Here is a 22,332-nt window from a genome sequence, read left to right as displayed (position 1 = left end):
TGCTGGTTTTCTCAGCGCGCCGAACAGATGGCGCTGGACATGCGGCCGAGGTCGACGTGCCGCCGACTCACCAAGGCAGTTCCAGTTCCAGACATGACGGAAGCGTGTCACGGGACTTTGGACCCAGTCCAGCTTCGTCCAGGATGTGGACAAGAGTGTCTCGCCTGACGAGACAGTGTGGTATGGGTCACGCGAAAGGGGCCCAGTTCAGGGCCCCTTTCACGCGCTGTGTGCAGACGGTGCTACGGCTCAGGCGTACGCGCCCGGCCACGGGCCCGGCGTCTCGGCCTCCTCCGCCTGCTCCACCTTGGTGTCGAAGAGCCGGAAACCGCGCCGCTCGTAGTTCGCCATCGCGTGCTCGCCGTCGAGCGAGCAGGTGTGCAGCCACACGCGCTTGGTCGGCGTCCGCTCCGGCCAGCGCTCGGCCAGGTCCCAGGCGCGCTCCACCCCGTACGAGAGGAGGTGCCCGCCGATCCCGCGGCCGCGGAACGCGGGGATCAGGCCGAAGTAGACGATCTCCACCACGCCGTCGTCCTGCGGGTCCAGCTCCACGTACCCGGCCGGCGTCCCGTTCTCGTACGCCACCCAGATCTCGGCGCCCGGCTTCTCGACGATCTCCTGCCACTGCGCGTAGCTGAGGGAGAGCCGGTCGGTCCACCGGATGTCGCCGCCGACCGCTGTATAGAGGAAGCGGCTGAACTCCGCCGACGGCTCCCCGGCGCGCACGATCTTCAGGTCCCGGCCCTCGGGGGCGGGGACCGGGCGCAGGTCGGACGGCGCGGTCTGTTCCAGGGACCAGGTGGTGAGAGTGATGCTCATGGGCTTATCGCATCATGCGGAGCGCCGGATTCCCAGGGCCTTTCCGCCGGGCGGGACCGGAATCACTGCCGGAATGCCTGCCGGAGCCACTGCCGGAATCACTTCCGGCCGGAGGCGGCCTCGGCGAGCAGTTCCGCGGTACGGGCGTCCGCCGGGAGGAAGGCCTCCAGCTTCAGCTCGGCCACCGTCACGTCGGACGCCGTGCCGAACCGGGTCAGGGTGGTCAGCAGCCGCAGCTCCTCGTCGCCCTCCACGGTGCGCAGGCGCAGCGGCACCGCGAAGCCCACGTACTCCGGCCCGGGGTCGCGGGGTCGCTCCGGGACCAGCGTGGTCAGCTCGGCGATCCGAGCCGTGAGCCGGTCGTCCGGATTGCGGACAGATTCGTTCCGCATCGAGTCCAGGATGTGCCAGGCCCACTCCTCCAGGTTCACGATCCGGGGCGCGAGCCCGCGCGGGTGCAGCAGCAGCCGGGCCACGTCCACCGGGGCCCGCAGCAGCTCCGGATCGGCGGTCGCGGTCAGCGCGGCGAAGGCGGCGTTGGCCGCCACCAGGTCCGCGTACCGGTCCACGATCACCGCCGGATACGGCTCGTGCGCCTCCATCACGCTGATCAGCGCCGTGCGCACCGGCGCGAGCGCCGGATCGTCGAGCCGGGACTCGCGGTACGCGGGGGCGTAGCCGGAGGCCAGGAGCAGGGCGTTCCGCTCGCGCAGCGGCAGCTCCAGCGACTCCGCGAGCCGCACCACCATCGCCCGGCCCGGCACCGAGCGGCCGCTCTCGATGAAGCTCACGTACCGCTGCGTGGTCCCGGCCCGCGAGGCCAGCTCCAGCTGGCTCATCCGCCGCCGGCTCCGCCATGAACGCAGCGACGGGCCCACGCCGCTCATCGGTCTCGTCTCGCTGGTCGTCACGTCCCCGTACTACCGGAGCGGGCGGCCTGCGGGCCATTCCCTGCGGGGAATTGCCGGGCCGCACCCCGGTCCGGATTCTGGACACATCCGATCACCCGCACCGGCACAGGGAGCAGCAGCCATGTCGTACCCCGACCCGCAGACCGTCGCCGACCGCTACGCCGCCGTCTGGAACGAGCCCGACCCCGAGCTGCGCCGCCGCGCTGTCCGGGAGCTGTGGCACGAGGACGGCGTCCACGTCCTCCAGCCGCCGCAGGAGATGCGCAAGGCCGCCCGCGCCATCGGCTTCGCCGAGCCCGAGCTGCGCGCCCGCGGCCACGCCGAGCTGGAGACGCGGGTGAACCGCGCGTACGAGGAGTTCGTGGCGCCCGGCACCATGACCTTCCGCGCGGCGCGGGACGCCGAGCGCCTCGGGAACGTGATCAAGTTCCGCTGGGAGGCGGTGCTCGCCGAGACCGGGGAGCCGGGCGGCGGCGGACTCGAATTCGTCGTGCTGGCGGAGGACGGCCGGATCGCCGAGGACTACCAGTTCATCGAGAGCTGATCGAGCCGCTGGGCGAGCCGAGCAGGTTGTCCAGAATGTGGACAAGGTCGATCGCCCCGATTACCTCCGGGGTAATCGACCTCCCCTGCGCGCGACCGCGAAGGTGATCACACCGGAACGGAAGCAAGCGAAGGGGTACGGGATGAGTGCGCGTCGGCGTGGAGCGGCGGGTATCGCGGTGGCGGTGGCGGTCCTGGCGGGAGCCGGCACGGTCACCGCGGTCACCGCGGCGGCACAGCCGGGCGGGGCCGTGGCCGCCGCCCAGGGCGACTGCCCGGCGGCGCGGGCGAAGGTGGAGCGGCTCGAAGGCCGGATCACGCCCAACGCCTGCGCCTTCATGCAGCGGCAGATCGCCTTCGGCGAGCTGCCCACCGGCACCCCGCCGGCTCTCGGCGATCCGGACCACCCCCGGGTCCGCGCCTACCTGGACATCTTCGACCCGGACGCCACCCTCTGGGAGGCCGGCGGTGCCCCGCAGCGCGGCCACGCCGTGATCGGCACCTCGATCACCGGCTCGCTGCGCCTCGCGCCCAGCCTCAGCTACCGGGGCACGAACGTGGTCGCCGACGGCAGCACCGTGATGTTCGGCCAGCGGAACGAGGTCACGCTGCGCGGCCGCACCATCGCGTACCCGCAGATCGCCCGTAACGTCCTCGGCGACGACGGCCGCACGATCCAGGCCCGCCGCTACTACGACCGGGCCGTCCTCTTCCGGGACACCCTGCCCGAGGCGGCGCCCGCCCCGCTCTTCGCCGGCGTCGCCGACAGCGGCGAGGCCCAGGTGGACCGGGCCGACGGGGTCCCCGCCCGCTTCCGTGTCACCGAGATGCCGGACCGTCTCGCCGCCTGGAACGCCGAGGACACCGACGGCCTCCTCGCCCGGTTCGCCGGCGCCCGGCTGACCGGCCCCGGCCTCGACGCCCCGCTCGTCACCGACGCCGGCAGGCGCGCCTACCTGGAGCGCCTGTTCGCCACCGCCGACCTCCGCCTCAAGGCCGGCCAGGTCGCGGTCGGCGCGACGACCACGTACGTGGAGTGGCACGGCACGGCCTCCGTGCGGGACGGCGCCGGGACCCGCACCGTCCCCTTCGGGATCGTGGAACGATTCGGCCCGGACGGCGTGTGGGAGCTGTCCTTCGACACGCTGCCGCTGGTCGCGGACCAGGCCGAGATCGGCGCCCTCTTCCAGAAGCTCATGGTGTCCTAGGGGGGTGTTCCGCCCCGGCGCCGGAGCGGCTACGCCGACATTCCGGAGCGGGCGGCCACCACCGCCGGGGCCGTCGACTGCGGGAGCAGCTCCGCGGGGTGGGCAGGGCGGTGCAGCACGACCTCGACCTCCTCGCTGAAGCGGTACGGGCGGTGGGCGAGCACGCCGGCCAGGTTGCGGCGGACGCGGGACATCTCGGCCCGTACCGTCACCGTCCTCGTCCGGTCGCCGAAGACGTCCTCGGCGAGGTCGGCCGCCGTCCGGCCCTCCGGGTGCAGGGCGAGCACGTAGAGGAGTTCGGCGTGCCGGGGGCTGAGCTCCTGCGACCAGCTGCCGGCCGCGCCCGACACGGCGACCGTCCAGCGGCGCGGGCGGCTGAGGTCGAGCACGACCCGGCTCGCCGCGCCGGAGGCGGGGTCGGCCGTCGGGGGTTCGTCGTCCACCCTGAGCAGCCAGCCGCCGGGCAGCGGCTCCACCGCGCACATGCCGAGCGACGGCAGCCAGACCCGTCCCGCCCGGAAGGACTTGGGCAGCGCCAGCCGGTCCACCGGCGCCATGCCGGTCACCGCCGCCGTCCAGCCGTGCGGGTCCACGGCGATGGCCCGCCCGCCGACCCGGCAGAGGATGGGCGCGGCGACCGAGCGGAGCCGCTCGATGGAGCGCAGGTGCCGCTGCCGCATCTCGGCCTCGGCGAGCTGCGCGACGGAGGCGACGAGCGCGAGCGTGGTCGGGTGGAAGCTGGAGGCCGGCCCGCTGACGTCGACGATCCCGAGCAGGCGCTGGTCGCGCGGGTCGTGGACGGGGGCGGCGGCGCAGGTCCAGTTGTGCAGCTGCTGGACGTAGTGCTCGGCGGAGTGCACCTGGACGGCCCGGCCCATCGCCAGGGCCGTGCCCACCGCGTTGGTCCCGGTGTCGCTCTCGCTCCAGGCGGCCCCCTCCTCCAGACAGATGCCGTGGGCCTGGCGCATCACCGACAGATTGCCCTCCCGCCACAGCACCCGGCCGTGCTCGTCCGTCACCACCATCATCTGCATCGAGGCGTCGGCGATCCGCGCGAGCCCGGCGCTGAGCGTGCGCATCACCTCGCCGAGCACGGTCGTGCGGCGCCGCTCCTCCAGCTCGTCGCGGCGCAGCAGCACGCTGCTGGTGCCCTGGTCGGGCTTGAGGCCGAGGCGGAACATGCGCTGCCAGGAGGCGTCGATGACCCGCCGGGGCGCGACCGGCGGGGTGCGGCCGGCCAGCGTCTCCTCGCGGACCTTGTGCAGCAGCCGGGTCGCCTGGGCGGCGTCCATCGTGGCCAGCCGGTTCAGGTCGAGCTCGGTGTTGTTCATCGGTCCCTCCCAGCCATCCGCGGTGCGGTAGTCGGCCCTGTGGTGCGTGGTGCGGTGCGTGCGTGGTGCGGTGCGGTGCGTGGTGCGGTGCGTGCGGTGTCGCGGTGGTGCCGCCGTATCGGTTCTGCAGGGTGCGCGCCACCCCGCGGCGCGCGTCCAGGCGCCCATCGTGCCGCTCCGCGGAGCGCCACGCCGGGTGCTTCCCGTAATCCTGCAACCCCTTGCAACTCTGGCAACCCCCGCCCTCGTGCACGAGGGTGGAACCGAAGCGGAGGGTGGTGCCGTGTCGGCGCAGCACCACCCTCGGCTTTTCCGCGCGTGTCGACCCCCTCGGGTCCACCCCTGGCACGCGCGGCACAACGCCTCACTCACCCGAACGAGGGGCTCCCCGTACGGGCGTTCACGCCAGCGGCCGGGCCCGCTCCACCACCGCGCCCAGGTCCAGCGTGTGCGGCAGCGTCCCGAACGACGCCCCCCAGTCCCCGCCGAGCCGCGACGCGCAGAACGCATCCGCCACCTCCGCCGGCGCCCACCGCACGAGCAGCGCGCCCTGCAGCACCCGCGCCATCCGCTCCACGAGCCGGCGCGCCCGCGCCTCGATCCCGTCCAGATCGGCCAGTTCGGCCAGCAGGTCCCGGATCGCCCGGTCGAGCCGGTGGTCCGCGCCGCGCGCCCGCCCCACCTCGACCAGGAACGCGTTCAGCGCGCCCGGCTCCCTCTGCAGCGCCCGCAGCACGTCGAGCGCCTGGACGTTCCCGGCGCCCTCCCAGACGGAGTTCAGCGGCGACTCGCGCAGCAGCCGCGGCAGCACCGACTCCTCCACGTACCCGTTCCCGCCCAGGCACTCCAGGGCCTCCGCCACCACCGGCGTACACCGCTTCGTCACCCAGTACTTCGCCACCGGCACCGCGATCCGCAGCAGCGCCCGCTCCTGCGCCTGCTCGTCCTCCGCGCCGGAGTCGGCGGCGTCGTACGCCGCCGCGAGCCGCATCCCGAGCACCGTCGCCGCCTCCGACTCCAGGGCCAGATCGGCGAGCACGTTGCGCATCAGCGGCTTGTCGACGAGCAGCCCGCCGAAGGCGGCGCGGTACGAGGCGTGGTGCACGGCCTGTGCGACCGCCTGCCGCATCAGCGCCGCCGAGCCGAGCACGCAGTCGAGCCGGGTCGCCGCCACCATCCCGATGATCGTGCGCAGCCCGCGCCCCTCCTCACCGACCGGGCGCGCCCAGGTCGACCCGTCGAACTCCACCTCGGCCGAGGCGTTCGAGCGGTTGCCCAGCTTGTCCTTCAGCCGCTGGATCGCGAACGGGTTGCGCGTGCCGTCCGGCAGCACCCGCGGCACCAGGAAGCAGCTCAGTCCCCCGGGGGCCTGCGCGAGCACCAGGAACCCGTCCGACATCGGCGCCGAACAGAACCACTTGTGCCCCGTCAGGACGTACCCGCCGTCGCCCGCCAGCGGCTCCGCCCGGGTCGTGTTCGCCCGTACGTCGCTGCCGCCCTGCTTCTCCGTCATGCCCATCCCGAGCAGCACGCCCGACTTCTCCAGCGGCGGCCGCAGCTGCTGCTCGTACACCCGGGAGGCGAGCAGCGGCTCCCACTCGGCCGCGAGCTCCGGATCCGCCCGCAGCGCCGGCACCGCCGCGTGCGTCATCGACAGCGGACAGCCGTGCCCCGCCTCCACCTGCGAGGCCAGCATGAACGCCGCCGCCCGCCGCACATGGCCGCCCGGCCGGCCCCACGCGCCGCCGCTGAGCCCCGCCGCCACCCCGCGGCCGAGCAGCCGGTGCCAGGACGGATGGAACTCCACCTCGTCGATCCGCCGGCCGTACCGGTCGTGGGTCCGCAGCCGCGGCGGATTCTCGTTCGCGAGCCGCCCCCACTCCAGCGCCTGCGCCGAACCCGCCGACACCCCGAGGGCCGTCAGCTCCTCACCGGCCTCCGCCGCCACCTCCGGTGGCAGGTGCCGTCCGACGGCCTCGACGAGTGCCCGGTCGCTCGCGTACACGTCGTACCCCATCAGCGGGGGAGCCTGGTTGGTCACGGTGTGGGTCCTTGGTGCCATGCCGATACGGTAAGGAGGTGCAGGCAGCAAACGAAACACCCGGCCGTGGCGATCGGGGCGAGGATCCGGAGCGGACGGAGCGGTCCGACCGGCGCCGGTGGCGCAGGCTCCACCGGGCCCGCGTCCTCTACCGCAACGTCTCCAAGCGGAAGATGGCCTGGCTGCTCCTCAAGGACACGGTCAACTCGTGCATGGAGTACCGCATCCTCGGCCTCGCCGCCGAAGCCGCCTTCTTCACCCTGCTCTCGCTGCCGCCGCTGCTGCTCGGCCTGATCGCCCTGCTCGGCTACGCCGACGAGTGGACCAACACCGACACCGTCGCCAGCATCCAGCAGAACATCCTGCACGCCGCCGGCACCGTCCTCTCCGACAAGGGTGTCAACGAGATCGCCCGCCCGCTCCTGGAGGACGTCACCAAGGCCAAACGCCCGGAGATCATCTCCCTCGGCTTCGCCATCGCGATCTGGTCCGGCTCCCGAGCCGTCAACGTCTTCATCGACACGATCACCGTCATGTACGGCCTCGACGGCCACCGCGGCATCGTCAAGACCCGGCTGCTGTCCCTGCTGCTCTACATCGTGGCCCTGCTCATCGGCGCGGTCGTGCTGCCGCTCGCCGTCGTCGGCCCCGACCGCCTCGTCGAGATCCTGCCCTGGGGCACCGAGGTCGTCTCGGTCCTGTACTGGCCGACGGTCATCCTGCTGTCCGTCGTCTTCCTGACGACCCTGTACCACGTGTCCGTGCCGGTCCGCTCGCCGTGGATCGAGGACATCCCCGGCGCCTTCGTCGCCCTCGGCATGTGGGTGCTCGGCAGCTTCCTGCTGCGCATCTACCTGGTCAGCCAGGTCGAGGGCCCCACCATCTACGGCTCCCTCGCCGCGCCCATCGCCGTCCTCCTCTGGATCGGCATCTCCGCCTTCGCCGTCCTCGTCGGCGCCGCCGTCAACGCCGCCATCGACCGGGTCTGGCCCTCCGTCGCCACCGCCGCCGCCCGCGAGGCCGGCGAACGCGCCCGCGCCGCCCAGGCCGCCGACCTCGTGGCCCGGCTGCGCGCCGAGGAGGACGACGTGGACGAGGACGACCCCGACATGCCGTCCGAGTTCCCGGAACGCTGGTCGAAGTTCCTGCCGCCGGACGACGTGAAGTCGCGGCTGCACGCGACCCGGGAGAAGGAGTAGGGCCCCGCGGCCTACTCTGGGCGGGTGTACGAGGAACGCCCCTCGCGGCTCGCCGGAGCGGTCGTCTGGACCCGGGCCGTCGCCCGGGAGACGGCCGTCCGCCCGGTGCTGCCCGACGGGTGCATGGACCTGATCTGGGCCGACGGCCGGCTGCTCGTCGCCGGACCGGACACCCGGGCGTACGTCCCCGAGAACCCCGTCGCCGAGTACGCCGGCGTGCGCTTCGCGCCCGGGGAGGCGCCCGGGGTGCTCGGCGCCGAGGCGAGCGAGCTGCGCGACCGGCGCGTGGACCTGGCCGAGTTGTGGGGCGCCCGGGCGGCGCGGCGGCTCGCCGACGAGGTCACCGGGGCGGCCGACCGGGCCGCCGCCCTGGAGGAGCTGGTGCTGCGCCGGGCCGCCGGGGCGCCCGCGCCCGATCCGCTGCTGCGGGCGGTGGTGGCCCGGCTGCGGGCGGGCGGCTCGGTCGGGGCGGCGGCGGACGAGGCGGGCCTCGGCGCGCGGCAGCTGCACCGGCGCTCGCTCGCCGCGTTCGGCTACGGACCGAAGACGCTGGCCCGGATCCTGCGCCTGCAGCGGGCGCTCGCCCTGGTGACGGCCGGGGTGCCGTACGCGGAGGCGGCGTACCGCGCGGGCTGCGCGGACCAGGCACATCTGGCCCGCGAGATGCGGGCCCTGACGGGGACGACCCTGACCGGCTACCTCTCCGGCTACCGGTCCGCGTACAGCGAGACCGCCGCGCCGTCCGGGTCGAGCACCACCGCGTAGCGCTGCCCCCAGACCGCGTCCCAGGGCTTCAGGTGCCCGCGGTGACCGGCGGCCGTGACCGCCTCGTACACCGCGTCGACCTCGTCCGCGTCCGCGCAGCGGAAGGCGAGCGCCACCCGGTCGCCGCCCGCGGGCCGCGACCGCTCGGGGTCGAAGGAGCGGACGACGTCCTCGGTGTCCCACAGCACCCGCAGGCCGCCGGGCAGCGCGACCTCCACGTGCGGGGCGCTCTCGGCGCCGGCCGGGACGTCCAGACCGAGCAGCCGGTAGAAGGCGAGCGAGGCGGCCATGTCGGCGGTGACCAGGCCGATGACGTCGAGGCGGGGAACGGGGCGTGCGGGTCGGTTCGTGTTCGCGTTCATGGCCCCCATGCTGGAAGGCCCCGGGCCGACCCGTCTTGTACGGATCGGACACCGGGGCCTTCTCGGACGCCGGGGGCGGGCCGGGCTACTTCAGGTAGACCAGGCCGTCCGTGGTGATCGTCGGCCGGCCGGACGTACCGACGACCACGATCTTGACCGTGTGCTTGGCGCTGGACGCCCAGGTCTTGGTCCAGATCGCGTTGCGGTACATGGTCGTCGCCGACTTCAGGTCGACCGTGGTGACCTTGACCCCGTCCACGTACACGTACGCCTGGCCGGAGGTGGCGCTCCGGGAGACCACCCAGGCCGCCGAACGGCCGGTGAAGGTCCAGGTCAGGGACGCGTTCTTGGTGCCGCTGGAGTACGAGTAGCCGCCCAGGTAGCTGGACGAGGAACGGCTCGACCAGCTGCTGTACTTCGCCGCCGCGCTCTCCTGGAGGATCGCCGGGGTGACGCCGACGGCGGCCGCGCCCTTGTTGCCCGCCTGGTCGTAGGCCGACAGGGTGAAGGAGGTCGTCACGCCCGGCTTGGCGCCGAGGGTGCCCGAGACGGCCGTGGCCGGGCCGTAGGTGACCGCCGGGGTGGTGAGCCGGACGTCGCGCAGGGCCAGCGCGTCGGCCGCCTTCCAGCGCAGCTTCACCGGCGCGGACGTGCTGCTGACCGTGCCGCCCGTCAGCTCGGCGGTCGGCTTGGTGGAGAAGTACGGCGCGGTGGTGTCGCCGACGACGGTGACGGCCGCGCTGGTGGCCGTGCGGCCCGACTGGTGGACCGCGCGCACCTGCACCGAGTGGGAGCCGGCGGTCACGGTCGTGCCGGCCGAGGTGGCCGAACCGGCGACGGTCGCCACGACCTTGCCGTCGACGAGCAGCTCGTTCCTGCTGATCAGCGCGGCGGGCGTGGTGGCGCTCCAGCTCACCGTGACCGGGCCGCGGGTGTAGTACTTGCCGCCGGCCGCGCCCGTGCCCGAGACGGACTTGACGGTCAGTCCGGCGACCGGGCCGCCCGCCCAGGTGCGGAGCGTGCCGAGCTGGCCGTAGAGGTTGTTGCCGGGGCACTCGGTGTTGTAGCCGTCGCGGTGCCCGAAGATCGTCGGGAAGGTGAGCTTGGCCCCGGCGACCCAGTTCCTGCCCGTGCCGCTCGGGCCGGCCGCGCCCGCGGTCAGCGTGGTCGTGCCGGTCGGGTCGACCCCGTACTGCCCGAGCTTCCACGCGGCGAGCCGGGCCACCGACGTCAGGGCGGCGGTCGACGGGACGGCGGTGTTGTAGTCACCGAGCACCGAGATGCCGGCGGTCTCGGAGTTGAAGCCGTAGGTGTGCGCGCCGAAGACGGGACGGTCGACACCGCCCTTGCGGCCCTCGTAGATGACACCGCACTTGTCGACCAGGAAGTTGTAGCCGATGTCCTTCCAGCCGTTCGACTTCACGTGGTACGTGTAGATGCCACGCACGATCGCGGGGCCGTCGGCGCACGTGTACGTGTTGGAGTCGGCGGTGTGGTGGACCGCGACGGCCTTGACCGGGCCCGACAGATAGCTCGGCGCCTCGGGACTGATGGACTCGTCGGCCTGCCAGTCGGCGCGGGACTTGATCGCCGGCTGCGGCACGGTCGACGGCGGGGCCGGCGGCACGGACACGGTCGGGGTGGCGCTGGCCGTCGCCGAGGCCGAGGCGGTCGGCGTGGGCGAGGTCGTGGCGGTGTCGGTCGGGGCCGGGTCCGTCGGGGTCGCGGCGGTGTCCGACGGCGAGGCCGTCGCGGTGTCGGTCGGGGCCGGGTCGGTCGTCTGATCCGCCGTCGGCTCGGTCGTCGTGCCGGTGCCCGGGTCCGTGGTGGTCGGGGTGTCGGACGGGGTCGGGTCCGTGGTCTCGGCGCCCGCCGCGCCCTCCATGACGTACGCCGCCGTGTCGATCGAGCTGGTCTTCGACCGGCCCGGGTCGATCATGTCCAGGCGCAGCCCGGCCGGGAGCCTGTTCGTGGCCTTGCCGCCCGCGACGACCCGCACCTCCACGCCGTCGGACGGGCCGACCCACGCCGGGTCGGTGCCGCCGCGCTTGGCGCTCTTGTCCTCCGGCGCGGTGTTGCCGTCGAGGTGCACCCAGCGGCCCCACGTGTCCGTGCCGGCCTTCCGGGCGCGGGCCTCCACGCTGCCGGTGATCCTGGCGTGCGGATCGGCCCAGGTGACGCCGAGCATGCTGAACGGCTTGGTGTCCTGCTGCGCGAGGGTCGCGCTGTGCCCGTTCGAGTCCGTCTTCAGACCGAGCGATCTCGCCTCGGTGCGGACCGGCCCGGAGCCGCCCTCGTCGTCGAGGGAGCCGATCGGATTACCGGTCACCCCCTGGAAGACGAGGACCCCGGACAGACCGGCCGCGACCGCGGCAGCCGTTCCCCATATTCGACGCCGCCGCATGCGGCCCACCCCATCGTGTGTCAGTGGCTGGATAGCTACGTTTCGATTGCCGGCGATTGCCCGCGATTGCCTGATCGGCGGGAGGAACATACCGGAGCGTCGAACTTCGCCTGCCACCGGGGGAGGTACTGGGGAGGTGCGGGGGAGGGCGGCGGGGAGTTAGGGGGATTAGGGGAGGTTATGGGGAGGGCGCGGTCGGCGGGGCCGGATCCCGGCCCCCGTGCGCGCCACGGAAAAACCCGTGGCGCGCGGGGCGTACCCGGGTCTACGGTGGGGCCGCTTCGAAGATCACGGCCGAGGTGGCCGTGGGAGCCCTTTCCCCAGGAGGTGTGACAGATGGCTGTCGTGACGACGGGTGTTGCCCGCAACCAGATGCTTCTCCACTCCACCTCCGTGGCCACCGGCTGACGTTTCCGGGGCCACCCCTGTGAAGGGTCCCCCTTGTCTTTCCTCTCCACCGACGCTTTCTCCTCCTCTTCCGCTTCCGCTCTCGCCCCCTACGGCTGGGACGACGCCTGGGCGGCCGAGTTCGCCCCGTACGCGGCGCAGGGCCTGCTGCCCGGCCGGGTCGTCCGGGTAGACCGCGGCCAGTGCGACGTGGTCACGCCCGAGGGAGTCGTGCGCGCCGACACGGCGTTCGTCACCCCGCACGACCCGCTGCGGGTGATCTGCACGGGCGACTGGGCGGCCGTCGACCCCGACGGCGTCGGCGACCCCCGTTACGTACGGGCGTATCTGCCCCGCCGTACGGCGTTCGCCCGCTCCACCTCGTCCAAGCGGTCCGAGGGCCAGATCCTCGCCGCGAACGTCGACCACGCGATCATCGTGGTGTCGCTCGCCGTCGAGCTCGACCTCGGCCGGATCGAGCGCTTCCTCGCACTCGCCTGGGAGTCCGGCGCGCAGCCGCTCGTCGTGCTCAGCAAGGCGGACCTGGTCCCCGACCCGGTCGGCCTCTCCTATCTCGTCGAGGACGTCGAGACGGTCGCCCCCGGCGTCCAGGTCCTCCCCGTCTCCTCGCACACCGGCGAAGGACTCGACGTCCTGCAGGCGGTCGCCGGCGGCGGCACGAGCGTGCTGCTCGGCGTGTCCGGCGCGGGCAAGTCCACGCTCGCCAACACGCTGCTCGGTACGGACGCGATGGACGTCCAGGCAACGCGCGATATGGACGGCAAGGGCCGCCACACCACGACGACCCGCAACCTCCTCGCCCTTCCCGGCGGCGGTGTCCTCATCGACACCCCCGGCCTGCGCGGCGTCGGCCTGTGGGACGCCGAGGCGGGCGTCGGCCAGGTCTTCGCCGAGATCGAGGACCTCGCCGCCGAGTGCCGCTTCCACGACTGCGCCCACGAATCCGAACCGGGCTGCGCCGTCACCGCCGCGATCGCCGACGGCAGCCTGCCGGAACGCCGCCTCGACAGCTACCGCAAGCTGATCCGCGAGAACCGCCGTCTCGTCGCCAAGACCGACGCCCGCGTCCGCGCCGAGATGCTCAAGAACTGGAAGCGCGTGGGCGCGGAGGGCCGCGCGGCGCTGGAGGCGAAGCGGGGGCGCCTGCGGTAGCCCCACGCGCCGGGGCCGTCCACCCCGTCCTCCCACCCCGTCCTCCCACCCCGTCGTCCCGCCCCGCCGGCCCTCCCCGCCGTCCCGCTCCTCGCCGTCCGAAAACCGCCAGTCGGTGTCCGTCCCCTCCCGCACACTGGAGGCATGACGGACACGGCGACGGCAGCGGCGGCAGGCGCGGCGACGGGCGGGGGGCTCGACGAGGAGACCCGGTACCAGGCGGTCAGCAGCAGGGACGCGCGGTTCGACGGGGTGTTCTTCTTCGGAGTGGCGACCACCGGGATCTACTGCCGGCCCAGCTGCCCCGCCGTCACGCCCAAGCGGCGCAACGTCAGCTTCTACCCGACCGCGGCCGCCGCCCAGGCACACGGCTTCCGGGCCTGCCGGAGGTGCCGGCCGGACGCCGTGCCCGGATCGGCCGAGTGGAACGTGCGGGCCGACGTGGTGGGGCGGGCCATGCGGATGATCGGCGACGGGGTCGTGGACCGGGAGGGCGTGCCGGGGCTCGCCGGGCGGCTCGGGTACAGCGCCCGGCAGGTGCAGCGGCAGCTCACCGCCGAGCTGGGCGCCGGGCCCGTCGCCCTCGCCCGCGCCCAGCGGGCGCACACCGCGCGGCTGCTGCTGCAGACGACCGGCCTGCCGGTGACGGAAGTGGCCTTCGCGGCCGGATTCGCCAGCATCCGCCAGTTCAACGACACCATCCGCGCCGTCTACGCCCGCACCCCCACCGCGCTGCGCGCCGAGTCCGGCACCGGCACCGCCGCCGGAACCCGCACCGCGCTCGCCGCCGGCGTCCCGCTGCGGCTCGCGCACCGGGGCCCGTACGCGGCCGCCGAGGTCTTCGACCTGCTGGCCGCCGAGGCGCTGCCGGGCGTCGAGGAGGTCGCCGGCCCGCCCGGCGCCCGTACCTACCGGCGCACGCTCCGCCTCCCGTACGGCACGGGCATCGTCTCCGTCGACGAGAAATCGCCGGGCGGCTGGCTGGAGGCCCGCATCCACCTCACCGAGCTGCGCGACCTCACCACCGCCGTGCAGCGCCTGCGCCGCCTGCTCGACCTCGACGCCGACCCGTACGCCGTCGCCGAACGCCTCGGCGCCGACCCGGCCCTCGCCGCCGAGGTCGCCGCCCGGCCCGGCGTGCGGTCACCGGGCACCGCCGAGCCGGAGGAGTTCGCGCTACGGACGGTGGCCGGCCCGGAGGAGTCCGCGCGGCTCGTCGAGCGCCACGGCACGCCCTTGGAGACCCCGTGCGGCACGCTCACCCACCTCTTCCCGGAACCCGCCGCACTGACCGCCCACCCGGTCGCCGGCCCGCTCGCCGGTGCCCTCGCCGACGGCACCCTCCGCCTCGACCCGGGCGCCGACCGGGACGCCTCCGCCGCGGCCCTCGCCGCCGTCCCCGGTGTCGGCCCCGAGGCCGTCGCCGCGATCCGCACCCGCGCCCTCGGCGACCCGGACGTGCCCGCGCCCGGCTTCCCGGACCACCCGGAATGGCGCCCCTGGCGCTCGTACGCGGCCCGCTACCTGGCCCGCCGCCAGTCCCTGAAGCCCTGACCCGGGGCCCCGGCTTCCTCAGACCCAGATCTCCGCCCCCACCCACGCCCCCACGATCAGCAGGCACGCGAACAGCTCCACCAGCACGCTCGTCCCCGCCGCCCGCATCACCGTGCGCGTCGCCGCCCGGGCCTGGCCGTGGCCGCCGAGGCGGAGACGTTCGCAGAGGTAGATGCCGCCGACGAAACCGGGGATCGCGCCGAGCACGGGGATCAGCAGAAAGCCGAGGAAGGCGCCGACGCCCGCGTACGCCACCATCCGGCGGGTGATGCCGACGCCCCGGAAGCGGCGGGGCGGCAGCTGCCAGACGATCGCCTGGGTCAGCAGCAGCAGGCCGGTGGTGGAGACCAGCAGGATCCAGGCCAGGCCGGTCCGCTCGTGCAGCGCCCACCACAGCATCGCGGCCCACACCAGCCACGTTCCCGGCACGCCGGGCGTCAGCACCCCGAACAGGCCGAGCAGCATCACCATGCCGATCAGCAGCTGCTGCCACACACCCATCTGCCCAGCGTGCCGGAGCCCGCGCGTTCCCGCAGGTCAAGCGGTACGCAAGGAGTACGCGTGGAGGACGGGGTCAGTCGGCGGTCACCGGCAGGGCCGCCACCACCTGGTTGCGGGCCTTGCGCTCGACCAGCGGGAAGATCAGCTTCAGGGAGGAGGCGCTGTACGGCGAGGACAGCACGAACGACGAGTTCACGAAGCGTTCCTTGACCGCCGAGCGGAACAGGCCCGCGCGCTGGATCGTCATCGTGTGCCGCACCGGCTTCGCGAAGACCGGATCCGCCTCGAAGATGACGATCCGGCGGTCGGTCAGCACCAGGTACATCGGTGTCGGCACCGGGATCACCGTCACCGACCCGCCGCTCGCGATCGCCGAGGCCATGCCGAAGGCCGCGGTCCGCCCGGCCGACACCGTGCTCAGGTTCACGACGGTCGTCACCTCCACCAGCTCCCCGGGCTCCAGCATCGGGGTCACGGCGGTCAGCAGGGCGCGGCGGCGCCTTCCGTTCATAGGGGTGCTCTCCTGGGAGTGAACCGGAATCAGGCCGTCACCTTACGGCCACCCCCGCCGCCTCCGGCACCGGCCCCCGGCCCGCCCGTACCGCGGGCCCCCGCCCGCCGCTACCGCCGGGCCACCCACCCCTTCTCGTACGCGTGCCAGCCCAGTTGCAGCCGGGTCGTCACGCCCGTCATCTCCATCAGCCCCTTCACCCGCCGCTGCACCGTCCGCAGCCCCAGGTCCAGCTGCTTCGCCACGCTCGCGTCCGTCATCCCGGCGAGCAGCAGCGAGAGGATCTCCAGGTCCGTCGGGTCCGGGCCCGCCACCTCGTCCTCCGTGACCTGCGCGCCCGCGCCGAGCCGCAGCGGCAGCGCGTCGCGCCACACCGACTCGAACAGGCCCATCAGGGACTCCAGCAGGCCGCTGGCGTGCACGACGAGCGCGGCCGGTTCGGCGCCACGGCCGGTGAGCGGGACCATCGCGAGGGTGCGGTCCGCCACGACCAGCTTGGTCGGGACGCGGTCGACCACCCGGATCTGCTCGTGCCGGCCGAGCGCCGTCGACAGTTCCAGGAGGCCCGTCGGCAGGCTGAGCACCTCGCGCTCGATCACCACCCGGTAGCGCACGCCGCGCTCGACGGCCAGCGCCTCCGCGTCGTTGTCCATGCCGGACACGGCGATCGGCTTGCCGGTGACCAGGGCGCACACCTCGTCGACGGCGCCCAGCTGCAGCTGGAGGAAGCGGTGGGTGACCGCGCTCGCCCCGGTCACCACCTCGACCAGGTCGTGCACGGCCGGCTCGGTGGCCGCCTCGGCCCGGTACTCCTGCGCGAGCAGGCTCGCCGCCAGCTCCGCCTGCTCCAGCTCGTGCCGCTGCTGGGTGAGCAGTGCGCCGAGCGCCACCCCGGGCGGGGCCGCGACCCAGCGTCCGGTGCGCGCCGAGGACTGGGCGGCCAGGCCCTGCGACTCCAGGCGGCGCAGCGTCCGCTCGGTGTCGCCCTCCGGCAGGGCGAGCCGATGGGCCAGGTCGGAGACCTCGGCCGCGCCCAGCGCGACCAGCGCGCGGTAGGCGGACTCCTGCCGTTCGTCGAGACCTATCGCTCCCAGCATGTCCCTGCTCCCACCCCTCGCGCGGACGTCCCCGGACGACCCGGACATCCCGGGACGGCCGCGGACGCGTTCGTTCCGTCGGTGCCTGGCGGGAATCGGCCACGGCGCATTCCCGCCTTGCCCATCCTGCCTGCACCACCCTCACCTCTGCCAATGTGGCGCCACCGCAGCACCAACAGCCTCCGGACATGGGCGCCTTGTGCCTGCATGCCCGGACAAAGGAGGGGGAAAGCGATGCGTCCGATTTCGCGTACGGCCCTGGGGGCGGCGACCGCCGCCGTGCTGGCCGTCACCGCGGTCTCCGCGTCCGCGGCGCCGCAGGACGATCCGGCGACCGGCAGGAGACCGCTGGTCGGCAGCGCGGCGGCAGCCGCCGCGCCGGGACAGGCGCGGACCGCCACGGTCACCCTCGTGACCGGCGACCGGATCCTGGTGACCCGCGACGCCGACGGCAACCCGGCGGCCACCGCGCTGCCCCGCGAGGACGGCACCGTGCCGTTCACCCAGACCCGCCGCTCCGGCCAGGACCTCTACGTCTACCCCGAGGGCGCCACCGCCGCCCTCGCCGCCGGCCGGGTCGACGAGGAGCTGTTCAACGTCACCGGACTCGTCCGCCAGGGATACGACGACGCCGGCTCCGCGACCGTGCCGCTGATCGCCGTCTACGACGACGGCCTCGCGACCGCCCGCGCCGTGCCGCCCGCCCCGCGCGGCGCCACCCGCGGCCGGCTGCTCGCCACCGTCCACGGGGTCGCCCTCAAGGCCGACAAGAAGCAGGCCGCCACCTTCTGGGCCGACATCACCGCGCCCGCCGCCCGCGCCGGGAATCCGGCGTCGACCGGCCTCAGGAAGCTGTGGCTCGACCGCAAGGTCCAGGCCACCCTGGAGCGGTCGACCGCCCAGGTGCACGCCCCCGAGGCATGGGCGGCGGGCTACGACGGCACCGGCACCAGGGTCGCCGTCCTCGACACCGGCGCCGACGCCGACCACCCGGACCTCAAGGGCCGGATCGTCGCGGCGAAGAACTTCACCGACTCCGACACCACCGACGACCGCCAGGGTCATGGCACCCACACCATCTCCACCGTCGGCGGCACCGGCGCCGCGAGCGGCGGCAAGAAGCGGGGCGTCGCCCCCGGCGCCGCCCTGCTCGCCGGGAAGGTCCTCAACGACTCCGGATCCGGCGCCACCTCGTGGATCATCGCCGGCATGGAGTGGGCCGTCGCCCAGGGCGCCGACGTCGTCTCCATGAGCCTCGGCAACCCCTCCGAGACCGACTGCACCGACCCGATGGCCGTCGCCGCCGGACAACTCGCCCAGAACAAGGGCACGTTGTTCGTCATCGCCGCCGGCAACTCGGGCCCCGGGAACAACACCGTCTCCTCGCCCGGCTGCGCGCCCGGCGTGCTCACCGTCGGCGCCGTCGACCGCGACGACTCCACCGCGTACTTCTCCAGCCGCGGCCCCGCGGCCGACGAGGCCCACACGCTCAAGCCGGAGATCGCCGCGCCGGGCGTCGGCATCTCCGCCGCAGCGGCCGGCGGCCGCGGCGTCTACGCCTACCGGTCGATGTCCGGTACGTCGATGGCCACCCCGCACGTCGCCGGCGCGGCCGCGATCGTCAAGCAGCGCCACCCCGACTGGACCGCCCAGCAGATCAAGGCCGCGCTCGTCTCCTCCGCCGACAGCGGCGTCCCCGGCGACGCCCGCGAGGCCGGCGGCGGCCGGCTCGACGTCGAGGCCGCCGTCGACCAGACCGTCCTCGGCGCCCCCGCCGTCCAGGGCGGCACGCACCACTGGCCGCAGACCTCCGCCGACCGCACCACCGTCACCGTCCCCTACACCAACACCGGCGCCCTGCCCGTCACCCTCGACCTCGCCGTCGAGAAGGTCACCGGCAACGACGGCTCGGCCGTACGGACCCCGGTCGCCCGCCTCGGGCAGCGCACCGTCACCGTCCCCGCCGGCGCCACCGTCGAGGTCCCGCTGAAGCTCGACCCGGCCGCCCACCTGGAGCGCGCCCAGTACGGCGACGTCACCGGCCGCGTGGTCGCGACCGGCGCCGGCGGCGTGCACGTCTCCACCCCGTTCGCACTCTACGTCGAGCCCGAAACCGTCACCCTGCGCGTCGAACTGATCGACCGTCAGGGCAACCCGGCCGCCGGCGCCTCCTCCCTCGACGTCATCGGCACCGACGACGCCTCCGGCGAGCGCCGCTTCAACGAGGGCTCCGCCGACCAGGTCTACCGGCTGCGCGCCGGCCGCTACTTCCTCTCCTCCTTCGTCACCACGCCCGACGCGGGCGAGGGCGCCACGCTCAACGACTCGGTCAGCTACCTGGCCCGGCCGCAGCTGGAACTGAGGAAGGACACCACCGTCGTCCTCGACGCCCGCGAGGCCCACCGGCTGTCCGTGCGGACCGAGCGGCCGTCCGAACTCCGCGGCGCCACCCTGGCGTTCGCCCGCGCCTGGGACGACACCTGGCTGCACGCCGGCACCGCGGCCGGACCGCGCACCATCCGCGGCTACTACGCCTCCGTCGAGGGCCGCGCCACCGACGGCACCTTCGAGTTCGGCAGCTACTGGCGCGCCGCCGCCCCGCAGATCACCTCGCTCGCCACCACCGACGGCCTGGCCCTGAACCCGCTGACCGCCTCCACCGGCTCCGACAACCTCGACGGCACCGGCTCCGCCCGGCTCGTCGACGCGGGCACCGGCACCCCCGCCGAACTCGCCGCCGCCCAGGTCGAGGGCCGGATCGCGCTTGTCCGGCTGCCCGACGACAGCACCGCCGCGGGCACCCTCGCCCGCAACGCCAAGACGGCCGGCGCGCTCGCCGTCGTCACGTACCACCAGGCCCCCGGCCGCTGGTACCCGAGCGGCGGCTTCACCGGCCTCGGCCTGCCCGTCGTCTCCGTCCCCGCCGACGAGGCGACCCGGCTCCTCGGCAAGCTGGCCGCGGGTGAGGTCGCGCTCGCCTGGCAGGCCACGGCGAAGAGCCCGTACGTCTACAACCTGGCCTTCCCCGAGACCCGTGCGGTCCGCGACGAGAAGACCTACCGCGTCGAGGACGGCGAACTCGGCCGCACCGACGCCCGCTACGGCTCGGCCGGCATCACCACTGACTTCGTCCAGTTCCCGGCCGCCTACCGCCCGGACGGCACCGCCGTCTCCTTCGGCTCCCTGGAGACCGTCCCGGCCCCCGGCACCCGCACCGAGTACTACACGCCCGGCGACACCGCCTGGCAGCAACTGACCGGCAGCAGCTTCCCGTTCGGCGAGCTGATGGTCGGCGGCCGGCACACCTGGACCGCCGGCGAGCGGCACACCGAGAACTGGTATGACGGAGTCATCGCCCCCACCGCCCCGCGCGACGCGGCCGGTGAGCCGGTCCTCGTCGCCGAGCGCCAGGGCAACCTCATCGGCTTCGCCGACGCCATGTGGGGCGACGCCACCCACCACGCCGAGCCCGGCTCCTTCGGCGACATCGGCAACCTGCGCCTGAGCCGGGACGGCGAGGAGATCGGCGCCACCGGCTGGCCGTCCGGCGTCTTCGAGGTGCCGGCCGACCCCGGCACGTACACCCTCGAACAGAACACGATGAAGATCGGCAGCCGGGTCTGGGCCCGCTCCGTCTCCGTCCGGTCCGTCTGGAAATTCACCTCGAAGCTCGACGAGAACGTCTATTCTCAGTCCATCCCGATCCTGTTCCCCCGGTACGACCTTCCGGAGGACGGACTCAAGACCCTGGCCGCCACCGACGGCCAGCGGATCGGCCTCGGCGTGACCGGTCACGCGGGCTACCAGGCACCCGCTCTCACCTCCGCCAGGCTCTCGTACTCCTATGACGGGGGCACGACCTGGACCGAGGCCCCGGTCACCCACCAGGGCGAGAGCTGGACCGCGACCGTGAACCACGCGGGAGCGAGCGGCCGGCAGGTCACCCTGAAATCCGAACTGACGGACGCCGAGGGCAACTCCGTCACCCAGACCGTGGTCCGCGCCTACGACGTGCGCTGACCACGCCGGTCCGCCGGACGGTCCTCCCGTGGGGGGTGGGGCCGTCCGGCGGACCATTTCCCTTCGCGCCACTCTTTTGCCGTAACGCTTTTCCTGGTGTCCCGTTTTCTGACGCCCCGTGCGGTGGACAATAAGGGCATGACTCAGCAGGGGGACACCAACTGGTGGGACAAGCTGTACGACGAGTCCGCGCCGGACACCGCGCCCGCGCCGACCGCCGACAGCCTCGACGAGCGGTACGACTCCGCCGCGGCGACCACGACGCCGGCCAGGCACGAGGACCCGCCGGCCGAAGCCGTCCACCCGGCCGTACCCGCCCAGCCGGCCGTACCCGCCGAGCCGGCCGTACCCGCCGAGCCGGCCGTACCCGCCGAGCCCGTCGTGTCTGTCGAGGCGCCGACCGTGCAGGTCCAGCTCCCCGCGCCCCGGCCCCGTACCGGACACGTCGGCAGCCGCCCGCCCACGTACGAGCCCGAGCCCACGGCCCTGCCCGCGGCGCGCCCCGGAGAGCTCGACGACCTCGTCGCCGACACCGTCCTCGACGGCGCCCGCTACGGCGCCTACACCCTGCGCGCCGCCTCCGTCCGCGGCGACTCCGCCCGCTTCCGCGGCGAACCGCGACGCGACGCCCTGCTCACCGCCCGCTTCGGCCAGGACGAGGCCGCGCTCGTGCTCGTCGCCATCGCCGCCGGCCGGCGCTCCGCCCCGCACACCCACCTGGCCGCCGCCGACGTCTGCCGCTGGATCGGCGAGGCCGTCGGCCGCAGCCACGCCCGGCTTTCCGAGGACATCCGCTCCGGCCGCCGCGGCGACCTCAAGTCCGGGCTGCACCGGCTCACCGACCGCACCTACGGCAAGCTGCGCGCCCGCGCCGGCGAACGCGGCCTCGACCCCGACGCGTACACGGCCGGACTGCGCTGTCTGCTGCTCTCCGCCGACCCCGACTGCCGCACCCGGGTCTTCTTCGGTGTCGGCCCCGGCGGACTCTTCCGGCTCCGCGACGGCGCCTGGCAGGACATCGAGCCGCTCCTCCCGGAGCCGTCGGCGACCGTCGGCGCCCCGGTCGTCGGCTTCGGCTCGCCACCGGGCACACCGCCGGGCGCACCGCCGAGCGCGGACGAGGAACCCGAGGCCGGTGCCGACGGCGACCGGCTCACCATGAAGCTCGCCGTCACCGAGACCCCCGGCCGCCCGTTCGTCGAGGACCCCGTGCCGCCGCCCGCCGAACCCTTCCGCTTCCGCGCCTCCGTCGCCCGCCCCGGCGACACCCTGCTGCTCGCGTCGAACGGCCTCGCCGAGCCGATGCGCGGCGAACCGGCCCTCGCCCACGAGCTCGCCGCCCGCTGGGCCGGCGCCGAACCGCCCGGCCTCGCCGCCTTCCTCGCCGACACCCAACTACGTGTCACCGGTTACGCCGACGACCGTACGGGAGTGGCCGTCTGGGAGTCCTGACAACGTGAGGCGTAACCCCGCAGGCGCGACCCCGGCGCCCGTGGGTTGATGGAC

17 protein-coding genes and 1 pseudogene are annotated in these 22,332 nt (G+C 74.1%); 8 read left to right on the top strand and 10 right to left on the bottom strand.

All coding sequences use genetic code 11. The annotated features are described in order from the left end of the window. Nucleotides 1–11: 11 nt before the first annotated feature. From ACIRSU_RS35980 to ACIRSU_RS35970, 3 genes are all read right to left on the bottom strand, one after another. Nucleotides 12–95 (bottom strand): putative leader peptide, encoded by an 84-nt coding sequence (locus ACIRSU_RS35980; RefSeq protein ID WP_389208060.1) that lies wholly within the window; start codon nt 93–95, stop codon nt 12–14. 154 nt (nt 96–249) lie between these two features. Further along, entirely contained in the window at nt 250–819 is a 570-nt protein-coding gene (locus ACIRSU_RS35975) for a GNAT family N-acetyltransferase (RefSeq protein WP_403801713.1), read from the bottom strand. 98 nt (nt 820–917) lie between these two features. Next, nucleotides 918–1,706, bottom strand: a complete 789-nt coding sequence (locus tag ACIRSU_RS35970; protein ID WP_403801731.1) for a helix-turn-helix domain-containing protein — start codon at nt 1,704–1,706, stop codon at nt 918–920. Between the two features lie 145 nt (nt 1,707–1,851). Here ACIRSU_RS35970 and ACIRSU_RS35965 point away from each other — a divergent pair, with 145 nt between their 5' ends. Then, a complete protein-coding gene (locus ACIRSU_RS35965; RefSeq protein ID WP_403801710.1) occupies nt 1,852–2,274 on the top strand; it encodes a hypothetical protein in 423 nt (140 codons plus the stop codon). A gap of 142 nt (nt 2,275–2,416) precedes the next feature. Next, a complete protein-coding gene (locus ACIRSU_RS35960) occupies nt 2,417–3,481 on the top strand; it encodes a hypothetical protein (RefSeq protein ID WP_403801707.1) in 1,065 nt (354 codons plus the stop codon). 29 nt (nt 3,482–3,510) lie between these two features. On the opposite strand, the gene ACIRSU_RS35955 is transcribed toward ACIRSU_RS35960, so the two are convergent. Next, nucleotides 3,511–4,812 (bottom strand): GAF domain-containing protein, encoded by a 1,302-nt coding sequence (locus ACIRSU_RS35955; RefSeq protein ID WP_403801704.1) that lies wholly within the window; start codon nt 4,810–4,812, stop codon nt 3,511–3,513. A gap of 400 nt (nt 4,813–5,212) precedes the next feature. Further along, nucleotides 5,213–6,874, bottom strand: a complete 1,662-nt coding sequence (locus ACIRSU_RS35950) for an acyl-CoA dehydrogenase family protein (protein ID WP_403801701.1) — start codon at nt 6,872–6,874, stop codon at nt 5,213–5,215. Nucleotides 6,875–6,891: 17 nt separating this feature from the next. On the opposite strand from ACIRSU_RS35950, the gene ACIRSU_RS35945 reads away from it, so the two are divergent. Continuing rightward, a complete protein-coding gene (locus tag ACIRSU_RS35945) occupies nt 6,892–8,052 on the top strand; it encodes a YihY/virulence factor BrkB family protein (RefSeq protein ID WP_403801698.1) in 1,161 nt (386 codons plus the stop codon). 24 nt (nt 8,053–8,076) lie between these two features. Further along, the gene (locus ACIRSU_RS35940) at nt 8,077–8,817 is read left to right on the top strand and encodes a helix-turn-helix domain-containing protein (protein ID WP_403801695.1); all 741 of its coding nucleotides are present in this window, start codon (nt 8,077–8,079) and stop codon (nt 8,815–8,817) included. Here the strand turns inward: ACIRSU_RS35940 and ACIRSU_RS35935 are convergent. Then, on the bottom strand, nt 8,760–9,179 hold the full coding sequence (locus ACIRSU_RS35935; protein WP_403801693.1) for a VOC family protein: 420 nt from the start codon (nt 9,177–9,179) through the stop codon (nt 8,760–8,762). The two genes, ACIRSU_RS35940 and ACIRSU_RS35935, sit on opposite strands and share 58 nt — an antisense overlap. Nucleotides 9,180–9,264: 85 nt before the next feature. After that, nucleotides 9,265–11,583, bottom strand: a complete 2,319-nt coding sequence (locus ACIRSU_RS35930; protein ID WP_403801690.1) for a peptidoglycan recognition protein — start codon at nt 11,581–11,583, stop codon at nt 9,265–9,267. A gap of 441 nt (nt 11,584–12,024) precedes the next feature. On the opposite strand from ACIRSU_RS35930, the gene rsgA reads away from it, so the two are divergent. Both rsgA and ACIRSU_RS35920 read left to right on the top strand, forming a co-directional pair. Next, entirely contained in the window at nt 12,025–13,143 is a 1,119-nt protein-coding gene (rsgA, locus tag ACIRSU_RS35925) for a ribosome small subunit-dependent GTPase A (protein ID WP_403801687.1), read from the top strand. 144 nt (nt 13,144–13,287) lie between these two features. Beyond that, nucleotides 13,288–14,670: pseudogene (locus ACIRSU_RS35920) on the top strand (AlkA N-terminal domain-containing protein); the annotation flags it as partial. A 45-nt stretch (nt 14,671–14,715) separates the two neighbouring features. Here ACIRSU_RS35920 and ACIRSU_RS35915 read toward each other — a convergent pair. The 3 genes from ACIRSU_RS35915 to ACIRSU_RS35905 form a co-directional block, all read right to left on the bottom strand. Beyond that, nucleotides 14,716–15,198, bottom strand: a complete 483-nt coding sequence (locus ACIRSU_RS35915) for a DUF456 domain-containing protein (protein WP_403801684.1) — start codon at nt 15,196–15,198, stop codon at nt 14,716–14,718. Nucleotides 15,199–15,271: 73 nt separating this feature from the next. Next, a complete protein-coding gene (locus ACIRSU_RS35910) occupies nt 15,272–15,709 on the bottom strand; it encodes a hypothetical protein (RefSeq protein WP_403801681.1) in 438 nt (145 codons plus the stop codon). A 110-nt stretch (nt 15,710–15,819) separates the two neighbouring features. Next, nucleotides 15,820–16,806, bottom strand: coding sequence for a helix-turn-helix domain-containing protein (locus ACIRSU_RS35905; protein WP_403801678.1), 987 nt, complete (start codon nt 16,804–16,806; stop codon nt 15,820–15,822). Between the two features lie 234 nt (nt 16,807–17,040). Here ACIRSU_RS35905 and ACIRSU_RS35900 point away from each other — a divergent pair, with 234 nt between their 5' ends. Together ACIRSU_RS35900 and ACIRSU_RS35895 are read left to right on the top strand one after the other, a co-directional pair. Continuing rightward, entirely contained in the window at nt 17,041–20,826 is a 3,786-nt protein-coding gene (locus tag ACIRSU_RS35900; RefSeq protein ID WP_403801675.1) for a S8 family peptidase, read from the top strand. A gap of 138 nt (nt 20,827–20,964) precedes the next feature. Beyond that, nucleotides 20,965–22,278, top strand: a complete 1,314-nt coding sequence (locus tag ACIRSU_RS35895; protein ID WP_403801672.1) for a protein phosphatase 2C domain-containing protein — start codon at nt 20,965–20,967, stop codon at nt 22,276–22,278. Nucleotides 22,279–22,332 lie beyond the last annotated feature (54 nt).

The organism is Streptomyces sp. NPDC101160, from assembly GCF_044768205.1.
Lineage (GTDB): Bacteria > Actinomycetota > Actinomycetes > Streptomycetales > Streptomycetaceae > Streptomyces.
This window is presented reverse-complemented; position numbering and strand designations above follow the sequence as displayed.

What these genes read in the sequence shown, in the direction of transcription:
- ACIRSU_RS35910 (WP_403801681.1), bottom strand. Translation starts at nt 15,709, where the DNA reads ATGAACGGAAGGCGCCGCCGCGCCCTGCTGACCGCCGTGACCCCGATG.
- ACIRSU_RS35895 (WP_403801672.1), top strand. Translation starts at nt 20,965, where the DNA reads ATGACTCAGCAGGGGGACACCAACTGGTGGGACAAGCTGTACGACGAG.
- ACIRSU_RS35980 (WP_389208060.1), bottom strand. Translation starts at nt 95, where the DNA reads ATGTCTGGAACTGGAACTGCCTTGGTGAGTCGGCGGCACGTCGACCTC.
- ACIRSU_RS35975 (WP_403801713.1), bottom strand. Translation starts at nt 819, where the DNA reads ATGAGCATCACTCTCACCACCTGGTCCCTGGAACAGACCGCGCCGTCC.
- ACIRSU_RS35950 (WP_403801701.1), bottom strand. Translation starts at nt 6,874, where the DNA reads ATGGCACCAAGGACCCACACCGTGACCAACCAGGCTCCCCCGCTGATG.
- ACIRSU_RS35955 (WP_403801704.1), bottom strand. Translation starts at nt 4,812, where the DNA reads ATGAACAACACCGAGCTCGACCTGAACCGGCTGGCCACGATGGACGCC.
- ACIRSU_RS35905 (WP_403801678.1), bottom strand. Translation starts at nt 16,806, where the DNA reads ATGCTGGGAGCGATAGGTCTCGACGAACGGCAGGAGTCCGCCTACCGC.
- ACIRSU_RS35900 (WP_403801675.1), top strand. Translation starts at nt 17,041, where the DNA reads ATGCGTCCGATTTCGCGTACGGCCCTGGGGGCGGCGACCGCCGCCGTG.
- ACIRSU_RS35935 (WP_403801693.1), bottom strand. Translation starts at nt 9,179, where the DNA reads ATGAACGCGAACACGAACCGACCCGCACGCCCCGTTCCCCGCCTCGAC.
- ACIRSU_RS35960 (WP_403801707.1), top strand. Translation starts at nt 2,417, where the DNA reads ATGAGTGCGCGTCGGCGTGGAGCGGCGGGTATCGCGGTGGCGGTGGCG.
- ACIRSU_RS35930 (WP_403801690.1), bottom strand. Translation starts at nt 11,583, where the DNA reads ATGCGGCGGCGTCGAATATGGGGAACGGCTGCCGCGGTCGCGGCCGGT.
- ACIRSU_RS35970 (WP_403801731.1), bottom strand. Translation starts at nt 1,706, where the DNA reads ATGAGCGGCGTGGGCCCGTCGCTGCGTTCATGGCGGAGCCGGCGGCGG.
- ACIRSU_RS35965 (WP_403801710.1), top strand. Translation starts at nt 1,852, where the DNA reads ATGTCGTACCCCGACCCGCAGACCGTCGCCGACCGCTACGCCGCCGTC.
- ACIRSU_RS35915 (WP_403801684.1), bottom strand. Translation starts at nt 15,198, where the DNA reads ATGGGTGTGTGGCAGCAGCTGCTGATCGGCATGGTGATGCTGCTCGGC.